Origin of the sequence: Virgibacillus sp. LDC1 (genome assembly GCF_025792345.1) — a bacterium.
In the GTDB taxonomy this organism is placed as follows: domain Bacteria; phylum Bacillota; class Bacilli; order Paenibacillales; family Paenibacillaceae; genus Paenibacillus_AQ; species Paenibacillus_AQ lautus.
This window is the reverse complement of sequence record NZ_JAOXLZ010000005.1, coordinates 363,805-380,780: the sequence shown is the minus strand read 5'-3', so window position 1 is coordinate 380,780 and position 16,976 is coordinate 363,805. Positions and strand designations below refer to the sequence as shown.

The 16,976-nt window shown below is 53.8% G+C and carries 12 protein-coding genes; all 12 read right to left on the bottom strand.

Annotated features, from left to right (window positions below):
• Positions 1-25: 25 nt before the first annotated feature.
• The 12 genes from htpG to OHJ21_RS26260 all read right to left on the bottom strand — a co-directional run bounded on the left by htpG (position 26) and on the right by OHJ21_RS26260 (position 16,970).
• Positions 26-1,903 carry a molecular chaperone HtpG gene (gene htpG / locus OHJ21_RS26315; RefSeq protein ID WP_326117263.1) on the bottom strand — a complete coding sequence of 626 codons (1,878 nt, stop codon included), beginning with the start codon at positions 1,901-1,903 and terminating at the stop codon, positions 26-28.
• Positions 1,904-2,150: 247 nt separating this feature from the next.
• Positions 2,151-3,392, bottom strand: a complete 1,242-nt coding sequence (locus OHJ21_RS26310; protein WP_326117264.1) for an MFS transporter — start codon at positions 3,390-3,392, stop codon at positions 2,151-2,153.
• A gap of 53 nt (positions 3,393-3,445) precedes the next feature.
• Positions 3,446-6,544: a glycoside hydrolase family 2 TIM barrel-domain containing protein gene (locus OHJ21_RS26305; protein ID WP_486021696.1), complete on the bottom strand. Its 3,099-nt coding sequence runs from the start codon at positions 6,542-6,544 to the stop codon at positions 3,446-3,448.
• A 148-nt stretch (positions 6,545-6,692) separates the two neighbouring features.
• Entirely contained in the window at positions 6,693-7,505 is an 813-nt protein-coding gene (locus OHJ21_RS26300; RefSeq protein ID WP_100540555.1) for a carbohydrate ABC transporter permease, read from the bottom strand.
• A complete protein-coding gene (locus OHJ21_RS26295; RefSeq protein ID WP_100540554.1) occupies positions 7,502-8,515 on the bottom strand; it encodes a carbohydrate ABC transporter permease in 1,014 nt (337 codons plus the stop codon). Before OHJ21_RS26295 ends, OHJ21_RS26300 begins: the two co-directional genes overlap by 4 nt.
• Positions 8,516-8,538: 23 nt before the next feature.
• Complete coding sequence (locus OHJ21_RS26290) at positions 8,539-9,816, bottom strand: ABC transporter substrate-binding protein (protein WP_326116182.1); 1,278 nt, start codon at positions 9,814-9,816, stop codon at positions 8,539-8,541.
• 141 nt (positions 9,817-9,957) lie between these two features.
• On the bottom strand, positions 9,958-11,130 hold the full coding sequence (locus tag OHJ21_RS26285; protein ID WP_394058686.1) for a response regulator transcription factor: 1,173 nt from the start codon (positions 11,128-11,130) through the stop codon (positions 9,958-9,960).
• Entirely contained in the window at positions 11,108-12,853 is a 1,746-nt protein-coding gene (locus OHJ21_RS26280) for a cache domain-containing sensor histidine kinase (protein WP_486021582.1), read from the bottom strand. Before OHJ21_RS26280 ends, OHJ21_RS26285 begins: the two co-directional genes overlap by 23 nt.
• Before the next feature lie 416 nt (positions 12,854-13,269).
• Positions 13,270-14,976, bottom strand: a complete 1,707-nt coding sequence (locus tag OHJ21_RS26275; protein WP_486021581.1) for an amylo-alpha-1,6-glucosidase — start codon at positions 14,974-14,976, stop codon at positions 13,270-13,272.
• Between the two features lie 343 nt (positions 14,977-15,319).
• Complete coding sequence (locus OHJ21_RS26270; protein ID WP_486021580.1) at positions 15,320-16,012, bottom strand: YqeB family protein; 693 nt, start codon at positions 16,010-16,012, stop codon at positions 15,320-15,322.
• Positions 16,005-16,604 (bottom strand): TetR/AcrR family transcriptional regulator, encoded by a 600-nt coding sequence (locus tag OHJ21_RS26265; protein ID WP_394058693.1) that lies wholly within the window; start codon positions 16,602-16,604, stop codon positions 16,005-16,007. The genes OHJ21_RS26270 and OHJ21_RS26265 overlap by 8 nt, the downstream gene beginning before the upstream one ends.
• A 168-nt stretch (positions 16,605-16,772) precedes the next feature.
• Complete coding sequence (locus tag OHJ21_RS26260) at positions 16,773-16,970, bottom strand: hypothetical protein (RefSeq protein ID WP_100540546.1); 198 nt, start codon at positions 16,968-16,970, stop codon at positions 16,773-16,775.
• Between the last annotated feature and the right edge of the window lie 6 nt (positions 16,971-16,976).

The following is a 16,976-nucleotide window of genomic DNA, read 5'->3' as shown; positions in this document are numbered from 1 at the left end:
CATCGCATGAGCTTAGCTGCGACGGTTACACCATGATTTTGCAAATATCGTTCGTGAATTCCACCGGATCGGCAATCGGCAAGCCTTCGATCAGCAGCGCCTGATTGTACAGCAGATTCGTGTAGAGCTTCAGCTTATCCTGATCGGCTTGCAGCGTCTTCAGGGATTGGAATACTTCATGGTTCGTGTTAATCTCCAGCACCTTGTCGGCTTGGATATCCTGTCCGTTCGGCATCGCCTTCAATATTTTCTCCATCTCGATCGAGACATCGCCCTCCGTGGACAGGCATACCGGATGGGATTTCAGTCGTTTGGAGGCTTTAACGGATTTTACCTTGCCAGCCAAGAGACTGCCCATGGCTTCAAAGAGTTCCCTATTGTCGTTATCTTCAGCTTCATTCTCCTGTTTGTCCGCCTCGGAGTCGAGGCCAAGATCGCCGCTGGATACCGACTTGAATTCCTTCTCCTTGTATTTCATGAGCATCTTGATTGCAAACTCATCGACATCGTCGGTAAAGTACAGAATTTCATAACCTTTATCGAGCACCATTTCCGTCTGCGGGAGCTTCTCGATCCGGTCGATGGAATCCCCGGAAGCATAATAGATATATTTCTGATCTTCCGGCATTCTCGACACGTACTCATCCAGCGAGACCAGCTTCTTCTCCTTGGAGGAAGTAAACAGCAGCAGATCCTGAAGATCTTCCTTGTTCATGCCGTAATCGTTATAGACGCCGAATTTCAAGCCTCTGCCGAAGGATGCGAAGAACTTCTCGTAGTTCTCCCGCTCATCCTTCATCATACCCTGCAGTGCGCTTTTCACTTTGCTCTTGATGTTCTTTGCAATCAGCGTCAGCTGACGGTCATGCTGGAGCATCTCGCGGGAGATGTTCAGCGACAGATCCTCGGAATCAACCATCCCTTTCACGAAGCTGAAGTAGTCCGGCAGGAGGTCACCGCATTTGTCCATGATCAAGACGCCGTTGGAATAGAGCTCCAGCCCTTTCTCGTATTCCTTGGTGTAATAATCGAATGGCGTATTCTCGGGAATGAACAAAATCGCGTTGTATACCACGGCACCGTCCGCTTTGACGTGAATGTGTTTGAGCGGTTTATCGAAGCCGTAACGCTTCTCATTGTAGAAATTCTCGTAATCCGCGTCGGTCAGCTCGCTTTTATTCTTGCGCCAGATCGGCACCATGCTGTTGATGGTCTGCTCTTCCTGGACTTCCTCGAACTCGTTCTCGGCATCTGCCTTTGGACGCTGCGTTTTCACGTCCATTTTGATCGGATAACGGATGAAATCGGAGTACTTCTTAATGATCGCTCTTAGGCGATATTCTTCCAAGTACTCGTCATACTGATCGTCTTCCGTGTTCTCCTTGATCTTCAGCACGATCTCGGTTCCGACAGCATCCTTCTCGGCCGGCGTAATGGTGTATCCGTCCGCGCCTTCGGATTCCCACTTGAATGCTTCGTCGCTGCCGAGGGCTCTGCTGGTTACGGTAACAACATCGGCCACCATGAAAGCGGAGTAGAAGCCAACGCCGAACTGGCCGATAATGTTGTGGCCGTCCTTCGCTTCATTCTCACTCTTGAATGCAAGGGAACCGCTCTTCGCGATGACGCCGAGGTTATTCTCCAGGTCTTCCTTGGTCATCCCGATCCCCGTGTCGGTAATGGTCAGCGTACGGTTTGCTTTATCTGCGGTAATCTTAACGTAGTAATCTTCTTTATTAAAGGTCAAGTTGTCGTCGGTCAGTGCTTTATAGTAAATCTTGTCGATCGCGTCGCTGGCATTTGAAATCAGCTCACGCAGAAAAATTTCACGCTGCGTATAGATGGAGTTGATCATCATCTCGAGCAGCCGTTTGGACTCAGCTTTAAACTGTTTTTTCGCCATGAAAAAATCTCCTTTCCAATCTGAACGAGGTTTCTTTTAGCACTCTTTACAGCAGAGTGCTAACACTCCTTCTATTTAAACATGTACCAATTTTTGATGTCAATATGTTTAAAGACTTTCCCTCGAACAAATACGGGTTCAACCTGTAACCGTGAAGCCGACGCCGTAAGATGAATATGAAAACAGCATGCTGCAATCAGCAAAAAGGCCGCCTAAAAGGGAATTCCCCTTTTAGACGGCCCTTCATTCATGGCTCGATACCGCTGTTTAATCTCTTGGATAAGACCGGACGAATCCACCATACGTAATACAGGCCGCATAGGAGCAGCACGCCGGCCGTGACCAGAAAGGGGAGCCGATAATCCTGCCTGGCCAGGATCAGTCCGGCAACAAAAGTTGCCCCGGACGAGCCTAAACTCCGAAATACCGACCGCATGCCGGCATACAGATTACGTTCCTTCTCATTGAAAGCCGACATCAGCAGACTGTCCAGCAGATTGGACAGCATGGTCACGCCTCCGCCTCGCAGCAGAAACAGCCCGACAAACAGCCATACGGGGAGAATCATGTATAGAGCGGCAAACAGCAAAATATTAACGATAAATACCGAGATGATGGCCGTGTTATAACCGAACCGCTCCATGACGTACGGTGTCATCAATGAGCATATAAACAGCAGGATCGCGCCGATGGCAAGAATTAGAGATACCTGGTCATCCATCCAATCCAGGCGGAACTTCACGATGACGTTCAGGAATGAGCCCGTCATCGCGATGCAGCCGCCAAGCAGCGCCGTAAATACGGCGAACAGCCACAAGGTCCCGGAGGATAGAGGCCCCGTTAACCTGGAGATTCCCCTCGAAGGCGAAGCTGCCGCCGCTTCCTCATCCACGCCCCTGTGCTCGGCAGGCAGCCAGAATGCCCGGATGATGCCGTGAAGCACAAGCACAAGCCCGGTCAGCAGAAGAGACACCTCATAGCCCCTGCTTCCTTCAAATCCCTTCGAGATATATCCGGCTGCCAGCGTTCCGAGACCCGTGAAAGCCGTAAAAACGGCAAACATCAAGGAAAATGCACGCGCCTCCTCCTTGCGGGAACGGCAATAATGGAAGAGAAGCTGAATCTCCGTCGTCTCCACAAGCGTCAAGCCGGTAGACACCAATATTTGAGCGGCATAGAACCACAGCAAATCATCGCTGACGGCAAACAGCACATTGCCTGCGGCGATAAAGAATACGCCGGTAACCAGCAGTTTTTTTCTTCCGGTCCGGTTAGCGAGCAGGGATACCGGAATGGCGAGCACGCCCATGATCAGAATGCCCATCGACACCAACGCGCCGATCTCGTCTTCCCTAAGCCCACGGAAGAGCAGATGCAGATTCAGGACGAGCGTATAGAGGCCGATTCCGATACCATAGAAAGCCTCGCTTATGAGGAACCGGCGCACCCCCGTAGACAACTGCAGCAGGTCTTTGATGTAAAAGGACATGTTATTCCCCTTCTCCAGAAAATCCGATGACGATCTAAAATGAAATCAGTCGGTTACTTGTATAATTCCGCTTCCGAGCGCATCCGCCGACTCAGTCTTACCGGATCGGTATCCTCGGCAGCGTACGCCTTCAGGAGAATGCGGAACGAGAACGGCTCCGGCTTGAGCGAGTGCTCGGGAGCCTGTGCCGGGCCGCAGCTGTTGCTGCCAAGTCCGTTCTGCCGGTAATCCAGATTCAGCGTAATGAAGCTGCGCGGAACAAGGTCGCTGGCATGCGCGGCGGACTCCACATCCTGATCGGTGTACCGGCTCGCACTGAAATTCAGGTCAGGCTCGCCAACGGCGAGGAGCCCCAATCCCGCGCCATCTGCGAGCGAGATCCAGCGAACATCCGATCGGTTCCCGTTCTCCTGCGGATAAATATACGGCGTGAACAAGCCGTCCACCGTGCTGCGGTATTCCCCGAACCGTCCCGCTTCCAGACTGTCCGGGTAGCTTTCCCCAGGTCCTCTGCCGTACCACCGGACATGTTCCATGTCGCCCGCGACTTGCATTTGAAGCCCGATTTTCGGCAGCATGGCGGGCGGCGTGCCGATCGGCTCACCCTTCACGTCCATCATCATCAGACCGCTGGAAGTGACCGTACAGGTCGTTTCGCAGCGGAAGCCCCAATCATATACCGGCGGCGCAATCCGGGAAATAAGGCGCACCTCCACGCTGTCTTGGTCCAGTCGCTTCCATTCGAAATGATCGATCCGTTCAGAAAGTCGGTCCAGATGGGCCTTGCGCCAATCCGGAAGCACGTACATATCGTTATCAATCGGCGGCCGCCAGAAATTCAGCTCCGGTCCGCCAAGCATGATTCTTTTGCCATGCATGGACAAGCTTTGGAAGCCGGAACGGAGGGTGCTGAGTGAAAGCTGAAAGCTGCCATTCTTCACTTGAAGGCTATGCTTCTCCTCGCTAATCTGTAAAGGCCCCCGCCGCAGGGCAGCCGTTGACTCGAATTCGGGCTTCGACGATTCCCGCAGCATAAGCTGGGACCACGCAACCTCATGTCCCCGTTCCGCCCAGCGGCAGTCCGCAGCCAGCGAGAGGGATACCTCAAGCCACAGCTCGGCATAAGGACTCACGCCTATTGTCGCTTGCTCCAAGACCTCCAGGAGGTTTAGCTCCGCGCTTGTGCCTGCTTCGATGCGGGGAAGCTCCAGTACCCCGCTATGGACAAGCTGTCCATCAGCCAACACCCGGTAATGGGCCGCCAGATGATCCAGCGAAATGAAATCATAGCGGTTTGCAATGTGCAGCAAACCCTGATTCGGCATCGTCATACGGACAGGCTCTATGACCTTTTTGTATTCCAGAAGTCCGGGTGAAGGCGTACGGTCCGGACGGACCAAACCGTCGATAACAAAATTGCTGTTGTTCGGCACATCGCCATAATCGCCGCCGTATGCATAATCCTTCCTGCCGTCCGGGGTCCTTCTGCTCAGCCCGTGATCGATCCACTCCCACACGAAACCGCCCGCAAGGCGGGGATGCGATTCAAAGGTATCGAAGTAGGGACGCAAGCCTCCGGGCCCGTTGCCCATCGCATGCGCGAATTCGCACAGAATATGCGGCTTGGGATGATTGGTCATTTTACCGAAGCCTTCCATCTTCTCGACGGAGGAATACATCGTGCTCACCACGTCGCACACCTCGGCTTCGCGATCCTCCTCGTAATGGATCAGCCTCGTCGGATCATTCTCCCGGCACCACTCCGCCATTGCGCGGAAATTGCAGCCGAAGCCGGATTCGTTGCCGAGGGACCAGAACAGCACGGACGGATGGTTCTTATCCCGCTCCACCATCCGGCGGACACGGTCCACGTAAGCTTCCATCCAATCCGGATCGTCGCTTAATCGGGAAATGTTGCCGAGCGGCTCGAAGCCGTGAGTCTCCAAATCCGTCTCTTCCATCACGTACAGTCCGTACACGTCGCACAGCTCGTAGAACCGGGGATCATTCGGGTAATGCGCCGTCCGCACGGCATTGATGTTGTGCTGCTTCATCAAACGGATATCCTCCAGCATCGTGGACAGGGTGACGGTTCGACCCGTATCCGGATGATGATCATGGCGGTTGACGCCTTTAAGCAGGATCGCCTTGCCGTTTACCAGGAGCTGTCCATCCTTCACTTCAATGGAGCGGAATCCGACGCGCTGCGCCACCGTCTCCAGCGTTCCCCCTTGAGCATCCCGCAGGATGATCACCAGGTGGTACAGTGCCGGTGACTCGGCAGTCCATAAATCCGGGCCGGCCACCTCGATCTCAAAATCCTCCGCAGCGGAGTGTGTGACGTCCTTTTCGACTGAACCCACCACCACGCCGGTTCCATCCAGCAGCTGCAGCCGTACCGATCCGGACTCTTTTCCTTCCAGCTCCAAATGCACGTTCAGCTTGGCGTTCAGATACTTCGCATCCAGCTCGGTCGTTACGCGGAAGTCGTTGATGCGAAGCGCCGACGGCTCGGCAACCAGGTAAACATCCCGGAAAATGCCGCTCATCCACCACATGTCCTGGTCTTCCAGATAGCTTCCATCGGACCACTGATACACCCGAACGGACATCTTGTTTACCCCGGCCTTCAGGTAAGGCGTCAGATCGAATTCCGAGGTCAGCCGGCTTCCCTGGCTGTAGCCGATAAACGACCCGTTCAGCCACACATGAAACGCACTGTCCACCCCGTCGAATTTGACGCAAATCTTTTGGCCGTCCCAATGCTCCGGAAGCTCGAACTCGCGTACGTAGCTGCCGGTCGGATTTGCGTTCGGCACATGCGGCGGATCCACGGGGAACGGATAGTACAGGTCCGTGTAATGCGGATGCCCGTAGCCCTGAAGCTGCCAGTGCCCCGGAACCGGGAGGTCATCCCAGGCCGATACATCGTAATCCTCTTCATAAAATGCTTCAGGAGCAGTCTCCGGCTCCTCGGCATAGTGGAACTTCCACACCCCGTTCAGCGATTGGTACCAAGCCGAGCTGCCTCTGTCATAACTTAATGCGCCGTCCGTATCCGCGAACGGAATGAAATAAGCCCGGCTCTTCACCCGGTTTCGTTCCAGCACGCTTAGGTCATCCCAGTCGCGGCCGATACGATGGTCCTTCATCATGTCTCTCCATCCTTTCCAAGCAGTCTAAGCTTCTAGAGGTCGTTCCAAAAGTCATCGTTCCATGACTTTTCGAACACACACTTCTATGTTCTGATGCTGCATTATGCTGCATATCCATCGTGGATGCCTCTTATCACCGGCACGGTTACCCCTTGATCCCCGTCGTGGCAATCCCGCCAACGATATAACGCTGCGCAAAGAAAAAGACGGCAAGCGGCGGAATCGAGATCAAGCAGGTGATGGCCATAATGGATTGCATATCGACGCCGTGCATGCCCTTAAATTGGGATAATCCCAGCGTCAGCGTATATTTCGTCTGATCGTTCAGGAAGATGAGCGGACCCAGATAATCGTTCCAGCAGCTCATCATATGGAACACGGCCACCAGAATGAGCGAAGGTCCCATCAGCGGCACGATGATCCGCAGCAGAACCATCATTTTGCCCGCCCCGTCAATGGTTGCCGCTTCATCCAGCTCCTTCGGCAAGGTCATGATGAACTGGCGCAGCAGGAAGATGAAATAGGCGGAACCGAACCAGGACGGTACGATGAGCGGTTTGAGTGTATTGATCCAGCCCAAGTAGTTGAATTCCATATACTGCGGAATCATGGTCACTTCCCACGGAATCATCATGGTGGCAAGCACGATCAGAAACAGCGCATCCCTTCCCTTGAACTGAAATCGGGCGAACCCGTATGCCACCAGCGTGCACGATATGAGCTGTCCGAGCGTTGAGAGCAGCGTCACGATCAGCGTATTTTTCAAAAACAGATTAAACGGCTGAATGCTCCAGGCTTCCGCGAAATTGCTGAATCTCCACACGGAAGGAAGCCATTTCGGAGGAAACAGATACAGCTCCTGCTGCGACTTCAGTGCAGTCGTGATCGCCCAGAAGAGCGGAGCAATGAACAGCAGGGAGCACAGAATGAGCAGTGCGTACGTGATCACCTTTTTCATGCGGAACGCCCCTCTCTGCCGGCAGGTACGCCTGCTTTGTTACGCTTCGGCTTCGCTTTCTCCTTCTTCGTCTTCATCTCACCCTCATAGAACACCCAGGCCTCCGAAGACTTGAACACGAGGAACGTCAGCGTCAGCACGATCAAGAACATGAACCAGGCATTGGCAGCAGAATAACCCATCTTGAAATACTTGAATGCATTCTCATACATATACATCGCATAGAAAAACGTCGACTTCAGCGGACCACCGCCGGTAAGCAGAAGTGCCAGCGTCAGCTGCTGGAAGGCGGCGATGATGGATGTAATCAGGTTAAACAGCAGGGTTGGCGTGATCATCGGGATGGTCACATTGAAAAACTGCCTGATCTTGCCCGCCCCGTCCATCGAGGCCGACTCGTACAGGTCCTTCGGAATTCCCTTGAGACCCGCCAGAAAAATAAGCATCATGGAGCCCTGTCCCCACAGGCTTGCAATGACCATGGCGACCAGAGACCACTTCGTATCGTTCAGCCAATCCGGGCCTTCGATGCCGACAAGCGATAAAAAGAAATTCAGGATCCCATAATCCCCGCTGTACACCCACGACCAGATCATGGCGAGGGCTACGCCGGAAATGACCGACGGCAGGTAAAACGCAGTCCGGAAGAACGCGCTCCCTTTTACCTTCTGATTCAGCAGCATGGCGAGTCCCAAAGCCACGATGATGTTCAGCGGCACAAACAAAGCCGCGAATTTCAGCGTAACCAGCAGCGATTTCCAGAACAACGGATCATTCGAGAACATCTCCACATAGTTGTCGATGCCGACAAAGGTCACTTGGCCTACGATCGGCCAATCAAAAAACGAAATGACGAGGGAAAACAGCAGCGGGCCAAGCGTGAATACCAGGAATCCGAATATCCATGGAAAAATGAAGAGGTAGGGCACGGCCCCCCCCCAACGTTTTGGTCCAAGTCGCTTCGGGGCCGCTGTCTGCTGTTGTGAGTAAGGCACTTGAGTGTGGGCCATTTTCGCGAACCTTCTTTCTTCGATTATTTCAAATAGCGTTCGCTATCCTTCACCGCCTGGTTCAGAACCTCCTGGGCATCGCTGCCGAACATGACGGATTCCACGGCTGCCGAGAGCTGGCGGTTTACTTCGTTCCATTTCGGATTCAGCAGGAAGGCCGGCGTATTGTCCGAACGCTCCAGCATCGTGTAATACGGCTTGTAGAGCGGATCCTGGTCCTTCTTCAGCTCGTTGACCACGCTGACCCGGACCGGAAGGTCGGCCACACGCATTTTGATCGCTTCATCCGATACGTAAAACTTGATGAACTCCCACGCCAAGTCCTTGTTCTTGGAGTCCTTCGCAATCGACAGCGCGGATTCGGCCAATACGCCTTTCACAGGCTTGCCCTCGAAGGCCGGCATCTCCACCGTGCCCACATCGATTCCGGCTTCCCTGAAGGATTCCAACGGCCAGATGCCGCTCTCCCACATGGCAATTTTGCCGGCTTTGAAAATATCCTCCCCACTCTGCTGCCCTTTGCCTCCAGTCAGGACGGCCGAGCCGTTCTTGAGCATATCGCCCAGCATCTGAATGGCTTCCGCCGTTTCCTTGCTGTTCATGTAACCTTCAATCGTTGTGCCGTCCTCCGAGATGAAGGAACCGCCGTTGCTCCATACGAACCCTTGAAGGTCATACGTATCGTTCTCGGCCCGAACGCCGAAGCCGTACTGCTTCTTGGATTTATCCGTCAGCCTCTGGGCGATTTCCTGGAACTCGCTCCAGGTCCATCCATCGCTCGGGTAGGCAATGCCCGCATCGTCGAACATCTTCTTGTTGTAGTACACCACCCGCGTCGTAAAGCCCGCCGGGATTCCGTACAGCTGATTCTCGATCTTGCCGTAGTTGAACAATCCTTGGTAAAAATCATCGATGTTCAGATCCTCGTCCTTAGACGCGTAGGAATCCAGCGGCTCCAAGGACTGGTGATACGTCGGAAAATCCCACATGTACATCACGTCCGGCGGATTGGCTGCGCCAAAACCTGCGGCCAGCTTCTGATCGAATCCGTCGGCATAAGCCTCCACCTGCACCTTGGTTCCGGGATGCGATTCCTCGAACTTCTTGGCGATCTCCTGCTCGATTTTCAGCGCATCTCCCGTATCCCAGGTAGCGAAGCGAAGCGTCGTCGCCGCGCCCGATGAATTGCCGTCCGGCTCCTTCGATGCCCCAGTCCCGCCGCTGCCGCCGCATGCGGCCAGCAAGGATCCCATTAACGTCAAAACCGAAACCAATGCGATCCATGACATTTTCTTTTTCATATTGTCAGCTCCCCTAAAGTATTGAGTTGATATGAATTGAACCGCTTTCATCATAACTCGGATGAAAGCGGTTCAAAACGTGCGCTGATTCGCAGATGATCGTATTTTTGTTCGAACTTGCGCCCCCGGGTGTTCATTTGTTTACAATGATTCCCCTTTTTGTTCGGCACGGTATTGGCTTGGCGTCTGACCCGTGCAGCGCTTGAACCATTTGCTGAAATATTTGCTGTCTCCGAGCCCCGTCTTCTCGGCGATCTCCTGCATCGTTAAGGAGGTTTCGCGCAGCAGGCCATAAGCGAGGCGAAGCTTGCGTTTATATTGGAACGCGATGAAGCTGTCGCCAACCGTTTTCTTGAACAGGATCGAAAAGTGGCTGCGGCTCAGCCCCACCTTCTGAGCCAGCTCCGCTGCCGACCACTCGTCCGCGGGATGCTCGTGCAGCAGATGAACCGCGTGCAGGATCGGCTCCGGCCAATGCTCCCCGCTCAGACCGTACACCCGCTCCAGCTCGGCTTCCTTGTGCAAGGATTGAAAGGCTCTCTGCACATCCTCCGAGTCTTGAAGACCTCCCCGCCAATTCCAGGTTAGCTTCCCGCAGCGGCTCTTGATCTCCACCAGCAGGCCGTTCGCCGCTTCCTTATATTCCTCCGGTACGGCCCAATAGCAGCTGTCCGCGCCGTACGGCACCAGCTTGCTGAAGCGCAATCCCGGCTCCTCGGAGCCCTGCTCCTGCAGCAGGTCCTCCCAATTGCCGCTGCAGCCCGCCGTCTTGATCAGATACAAAGAGATGGGCTTGCCCTCCCCGCCCGCTCGGGCGCAGAGCTTACGGAGCTCTCCAGGGAAACGGTCGCTATGACCGTTAAGCCAAGCAAACAGATGGGCGGATACCTGTTCTCCCAACTCGTACCCGTAGGCCGGCATGTCGGCCAGCTCACGCTGGAATTTTCCCAGCATCGCTTCGAGCTCTTCGTCCTCGAAGGCGGTTTTCAGCAGATAACCCGAAGCGCCGAGCCGCATCCCCTCCTGGGCATATTCGAAGTCCCGGTGGCAGCTGAGCAGAATGATCCGGGTTTCCGGCGCGATTTCCTTCACCTTCCGCGACAGCTCGATCCCATCCATCTCCGGCATGACGATATCCGTAATAACGACCTGCGGTCGAAACTCCAGAAAAGCCTCCCAGGCCGCCTGACCGTTGGGGCTGTCCGCCACAACCTCCATCCCGAACCGATCCCACGGCACCGTGGAGCGGAGTCCCTTGCGCACAATGCTCTCATCGTCGGCAATCATCACTTTAATGTTCCCTGCTTTCATCATCGAAAGATTCCTCCTTTTTCGGCCAACGTATGGTGATCGTTGTTCCTTCTCCCTTAACCGAATGCACCTTCAGTCCATAGAGCGGGCCAAAATGCAGCTTGAATTTCTGGTCGGCGTTACGCACGCCAAGCCCGCCACGACCCTTCCGCTTCATCTCCGGCGAGAATAACTGCGTCAGTTTCTCCTCCTTGATGCCGGCTCCGTTATCGCGAAGCGTGAACACCAGCTCGTCATGATCCTCCTCGACCTTGACATGTATTTCTCCCTGACCATCGGTAAAGGCATGGAAAAAAATGTTTTCAAACAGCGGCTGAAGTGTCATCCGTGGAATCAAATAAGGCATGAGCGCCTCATCGCAGTCCTGCTCATAACGGAACACCTTGCCGTACCTGATCTCCTGGATTTTCAGAAAGTGACCGATCATGCGCAGCTCCCTGTTCAGCGTAACGAGCTCCTGCGAGATATTCAAATTCCCTTCCAGCACCATCGTCAGATGGTACAGCATCTGGCGAATATCCTCCGCACCTTGCAGCCGGGCCTTCCACTGGATGGAATTGAGTGTATTGAACAGCAGATGGGGATTGATCTGATAATGGAATGCGCGCAGTTCAGCCTCTTTTTTCAGCCGCTCGCTCTGCTCCACTTCGCCAATCAGGGTCTGTACCCCCGTTACCATCCGGTTAAAACTCATATCGAGGCTGCCCAGTTCATCCCTGCCCTCGATCGGCGTACGGGTATCCAGCTTGCCAAAGCTCACCTTCTGCATCGAGTCCTTCAAGGTCCGGATTCGTGAGGTGAACCGGGAGGAGAACAGATAGGCGATGCCAAAAGCGAGCAGGCAGGAGACGATGGCAACAACCATCGTATTCGCCCGAATAACGCCCGAGGATTGATAGAACGCCTTGGCGGGAATTCTGGCTTCCATGGTCCATTGGTTGACATCGATCGCCCGGGTCCAGGTCACATCGTTGTCATGGGGCGTATACGGAGCGTCCGTCTCATATACGACCGTGCCGTCCGGCGAAGTAATAAGCAGATGGGCGTGCGTATCCGCCTCGAACTTGGCATAACTGCGCAGCAGCTCCTCGGCGTTCTCCTCAATCAGGATGACACTGCCGTCCTGAGCCTTGTCCGGGTGGTGGATCGGTACGGCCAGCCCGATGACCGGCACGTTATCGTTATCGCTGCTCTTGATGGAATGATCCTGTTTATAAAAGCCGAGCCAATAAGTCCCGGCATATGTCTTCGGCCTCGTGTTCCACATCGGGATATTGCCGAGTTTATTCACATCCAAATTGTTCTCCCCATAGTAATAGCCGGAGGTCGTAATAATGTAGATCCCGGCCGTCAGCTGAGTCCGCAGGGACTTCAACAACGATTCGAAATCGTTCTTCTCCATAATGTCGCCGTAGGTGGACGGCGTCCCGCTTCCAATTCCCGAATGGCTCGGGTCCAGTAAATAGGAATAAATCGTTTCCGCCGTCTGCTTCATCCGCCCCAATACCGAAGAGGTCTGCTGCTCCAGCTGTGCTACGGCATTATCGCCGTATTTGCCGAACTGGGAGTTAATCACTTTAGCGGATTGAACATAAGAAAGTCCGCCAAGCGAGAACAGCGGAATCAGGGTGACGATTAAAAAACAAGTAAGCAGCTTGGTTCGTATACTGTGATAGGTGCCGGTGAACAGCCGGCCCACACGATCTTTGATCCCCTGAAGATTCATGGTTACTCTCCCCGTTGTCGTATCGTATCGTGAAACTTACGTCCACTCGTTCGCCATGCGGCAGGACCGCTATTCCGTCCGTGATACCGCTTTCATTATAAACCCGAACAAAGGGCTTGTAATTAGGCGGCAACTGGAAAATGAGAGGAAACGGAAAAAGCACCTCCCCCACAAGGCAAAAGCCCGGGAAGAAGTATTTGTCCGTCATCGTTATAGAGGTTGTTCAAAAAGTCCGCTTTTGATAAGAAAACCAATCGAGGCCAATCAAGGATGAGCGACCGCGATTCAAAAGTAGGTTTTCTTGCGATATAGAATTTCATCAGCTCTGCTGATAACGAATAAATTCTATATCTAACACGAAGCGAATCAGGAAGCATAAGCTTCGGTGCTGAAAATCGACCTTTTTGAACACGCACTTATAGGGTGTATTCATGTCCAAGAATCAAAAATACGCTGGAGGTCCAGGTGAACGCCCGATCGCGAAGCCCCGCTCCGGTCAGGGCATCAAAATTCTCGGCCATGCCGCTGAGACTGACCATCCGGCAGTACCGCTCCGCAATCTCCGTGGCCAGCTCATTATCGCCGGCTGCGGCCACCCCTTCGACCAGCAGCATCGTGGATGGGGCCCAGATCGGCCCGCGCCAATATCCGTCCGGCTTATAATATGGGCTGCTTACGCTCTCGGTAGCCCACCCGTTGCTCGTCAGGAATCGGTTCTCATCCCGAAGCCCTTCCAGTAGAGCCGTACGGATAAACTCGGGTAGGCGCCTTCCCAGCAGGATCGGAACGAACAACAGCAAGCTGTCTCCCTCGGACACCTCATGCGTTCCCGAACGACAGGCCGTGAACCGGCCATCCTTCCAGAAGTGCCGAATCAAACGCTCCAGCGTATCGTCCGCTCTCTGTCTCCACTGACTCGACTCCTCGGTCAGGCCCAGCAAACCCGCGATTTCGGCCAGCGTCTCCATCTGAATAATCAGATAGGCGGCAAGGTCGGGGCTCTCGACGGGAATGCCGTTATTGAACGCCGTGCTGTTGTCCCAGCCTGAATCGTTGCCGTGGTTATACTGGGGAATGCCGTCGCCGTCTTGGTCCCGATGCGTGAACCACCACTCCGTCCATTTGGACAATGGGCCATAGACCTCGCGCAGCTGGGTCTCCTTGATGAAATCGGTCCGACGCATCATCCAGGCCAGCGTCCAGCCGTGAATCGGCGGTTTGTTGCAATTCCAAAGCTCGTATTTATCGTTCACGAAGTCCGGAATCAGGCCGCTCTCATCCTGCCGGTCAAAAAAGATCATGAATTGATCCCAGGCCAGCTTGGGATTATGCCGCACGAGGGCCATTGCGTTAAAGCAGTTGTCCCAGCTCCAGATGTTGGTCATCCAGTTCTTGGACATATACATGGCTGGGCGGGTCAAGCAGCCTTCGGCCGGAACCACGCAGGACCAGGTAATATAGGCGGCGAGTTCCCTTGCTTCCTGCCATCGTTCAGAGACGGTGAGGGTGTTGTTCAGCCAATGCCCGTAATCTTCACGGACGCTTTCAACCGCATCGTCGAAGGACTCCCATCTGTCGCGCGGCTTCAAGACCGTAATGAATTCTTCAACCGCAAATTCCGCACAATTGGTTGCAGGATCCACGGAAAAATCGGCGGTTACCCGCGAGCTCTTGATCTCGTTCCATTCGACCTCCATGCCCATCTGGCCTGCAAGCCGGGTCAGCATGAAGCGGCAGCCATGCGTGAAGCTGTTCACTTCCCAGCTGTCCGGATGGGTCTCATAGGCGTAGTCGTACGCTGCCGGAAAAAAGGTAAGCCGGATGCCGCAGCCTTCCGAGCGGAATCGCACGGTCCGGGAGTCCGATAAACAAATGTCCGCATGGCCCTCCGAATCGGCGGCCGTTAGCCTGATTTTGTCGGGTGATGCAATAGGTTCGAACGGAACCGGCTCGCTCTGCCGGTTTAGCAGCTCTATCAGAAACGCCTCGCCAAACTTGTCATCCCCTCCGCGGACGGTTCGCAGGTAAAGTCCTTGTCTGCGGTCCTTTGCCGCGGGCAGGAGGGAAATGGCCAAGAAGGACTCTCTTCGGCTGAAAGGTACGATATTCAGATCAAAATTCATAAGACAACTCCTTCGCTGAGGTATCGCTTTCATTGTAAAACTTCTCATGGAAAGAGAGGACTGCCGGATGTCTTGCCATAAGAGGGATATTGTTTGCCGCAGGCTCGCTTGAGCGAGGGAGGTGTCATTTTGTTGGATAAGAGGGGGTATAAATGTCATGGCAGCTAATAGCGATGTGAAGATCCAATAAAAAACCGCCGATGATCCCTTTATCGGCGGTGGGCGTGATGAGTGTGCAGCGTATGAGCAGGACAACTACGATTGCTTCTATACCGTTATTAATCGTGGGCATGTATCTGGTGAGCCATGATGTCGCTATGATCCGCTTTGCTGCCTAAGATCGCTATGGCCTCTGCCCGTGCTGCCTCCAATACTGTTTTTTTCCGTCATCCCGCAACGTAATTCCCAGCTTCGATAATTCCTGTCGGAGATCGGCTGCATCTGTTTTATCCTCGTTCTCCATCGCCTTCTCCCGTGCCAGGAACAGCGCGTTCATGCTGGGCGTCAATCCCGGCGAATCGGCAACCCATCTGACGTAATGATCAGCGAACGGATCGCGGTCTCTCCAGGAGTATCCGTGCCGTTTAAAGGCTTCGGCCACGACATCCCGTTTGGCTTCGGGTTTCTCCCGATAGAGCTCCTGTCCCTCGTTGCCCAGCAGCACCAGCTGCTTGACGTCCAGAAAAACGGCCGACACCTCTTCTCTCGCAAACGTATGGTCGACTTCATGAATGCGGAGCGTGATCTCCTTGTCGGACAGGCGCACGGCAAGACTTTCTTTGATGGCGACATGGGAGAGTATCATACCCGCGAGCAGACCTAGAACTGCGGTCACGATGACAACCCACGGTCCTTGTATGGATGCGATTAACTCCAAGGGCCCTTGAAAAGGCACCCAAGCCAGGCCCGTTGCCCAATCCGCAATAGCAGGTATAAACCAGCCGATCACCGCGCCTAATAATGGCGGTACCGCCCAAACTAGGATCCGGTCAGACGCGGACAATCCAATGTCACTGTATTCCATCCCATTATTCAATGGTATCCGCTCCTTTCCTGAGAACGCTGTTCACCGCTTCTTTCCAGACGGTTTGATAGTCCAGCGGAATCTCCATCATGATATAACTCGTAATATTATCAATGACCAGAGCCAGAACATAGGCCTTGGCATCTGCATGCTGCCGATCGATAATTCCGAAGCCTGCTCCTAACCGCATCAGCTCCCGAAAGCCGTCCAGGAACGATTGCTGCATGGCAGCTACCCGCTGGCCGTAGTTGGCATTCCGGTTTGCGGTCAGCATGAACTCGCTCAATAGGCGCATCACCGGCACAAATGCCTCTTCTTCCTCCGGAAACATGCGCAGCCCGCCCTCGTACAGCTGCTTTGCAAAGTTATGCTCATTCATCCCGGTCAGGGAGAAATAATGATCGAAACGATAATCGCTGAACATATAATCAAAAACGCGCTCCACCAGTTCATCCTTGGATGCAAAATGGTAGTAGATCGACGGTTTCGTAATGCCAACTTCGCCGGCAATCATCGCAAGGCTGGTCTTGTCGATGCCATGGGATGCAAACAATCCGATGGCAGCCTCGACGATTTGCTGCGAGGTTAAATCTTTCTTTTTCACGATGTCATCCGCTCCTTTTTTACCTACTGATAGGTAGAATTTTAAGCTGGATGATGACAGGTGTCAATATTTTTTAACTATCGGTAGGCAAAAAAACTAAAAATCGCCGACGCTTATCGCATCGACGATTCGTATAATTTCGTTTGGTGCCTTAACCGGCTCAACCGATTAGAGCATTCTTCTTCCCATCATGATGATGGTATTAAGCAGCGACTTCCACTTTCCTTCGACTGTACGTGCAGTCGTTGCGGTGTTGACCGCTGCATTGCGTTTCGATCGCAATTTCGTTGCCATCCGGCATCGTTCCAATTCCTGACGGAGATCGCGAACATGCTGTTTGGCAATATCTTCATTATTGATATTCATGGTTTC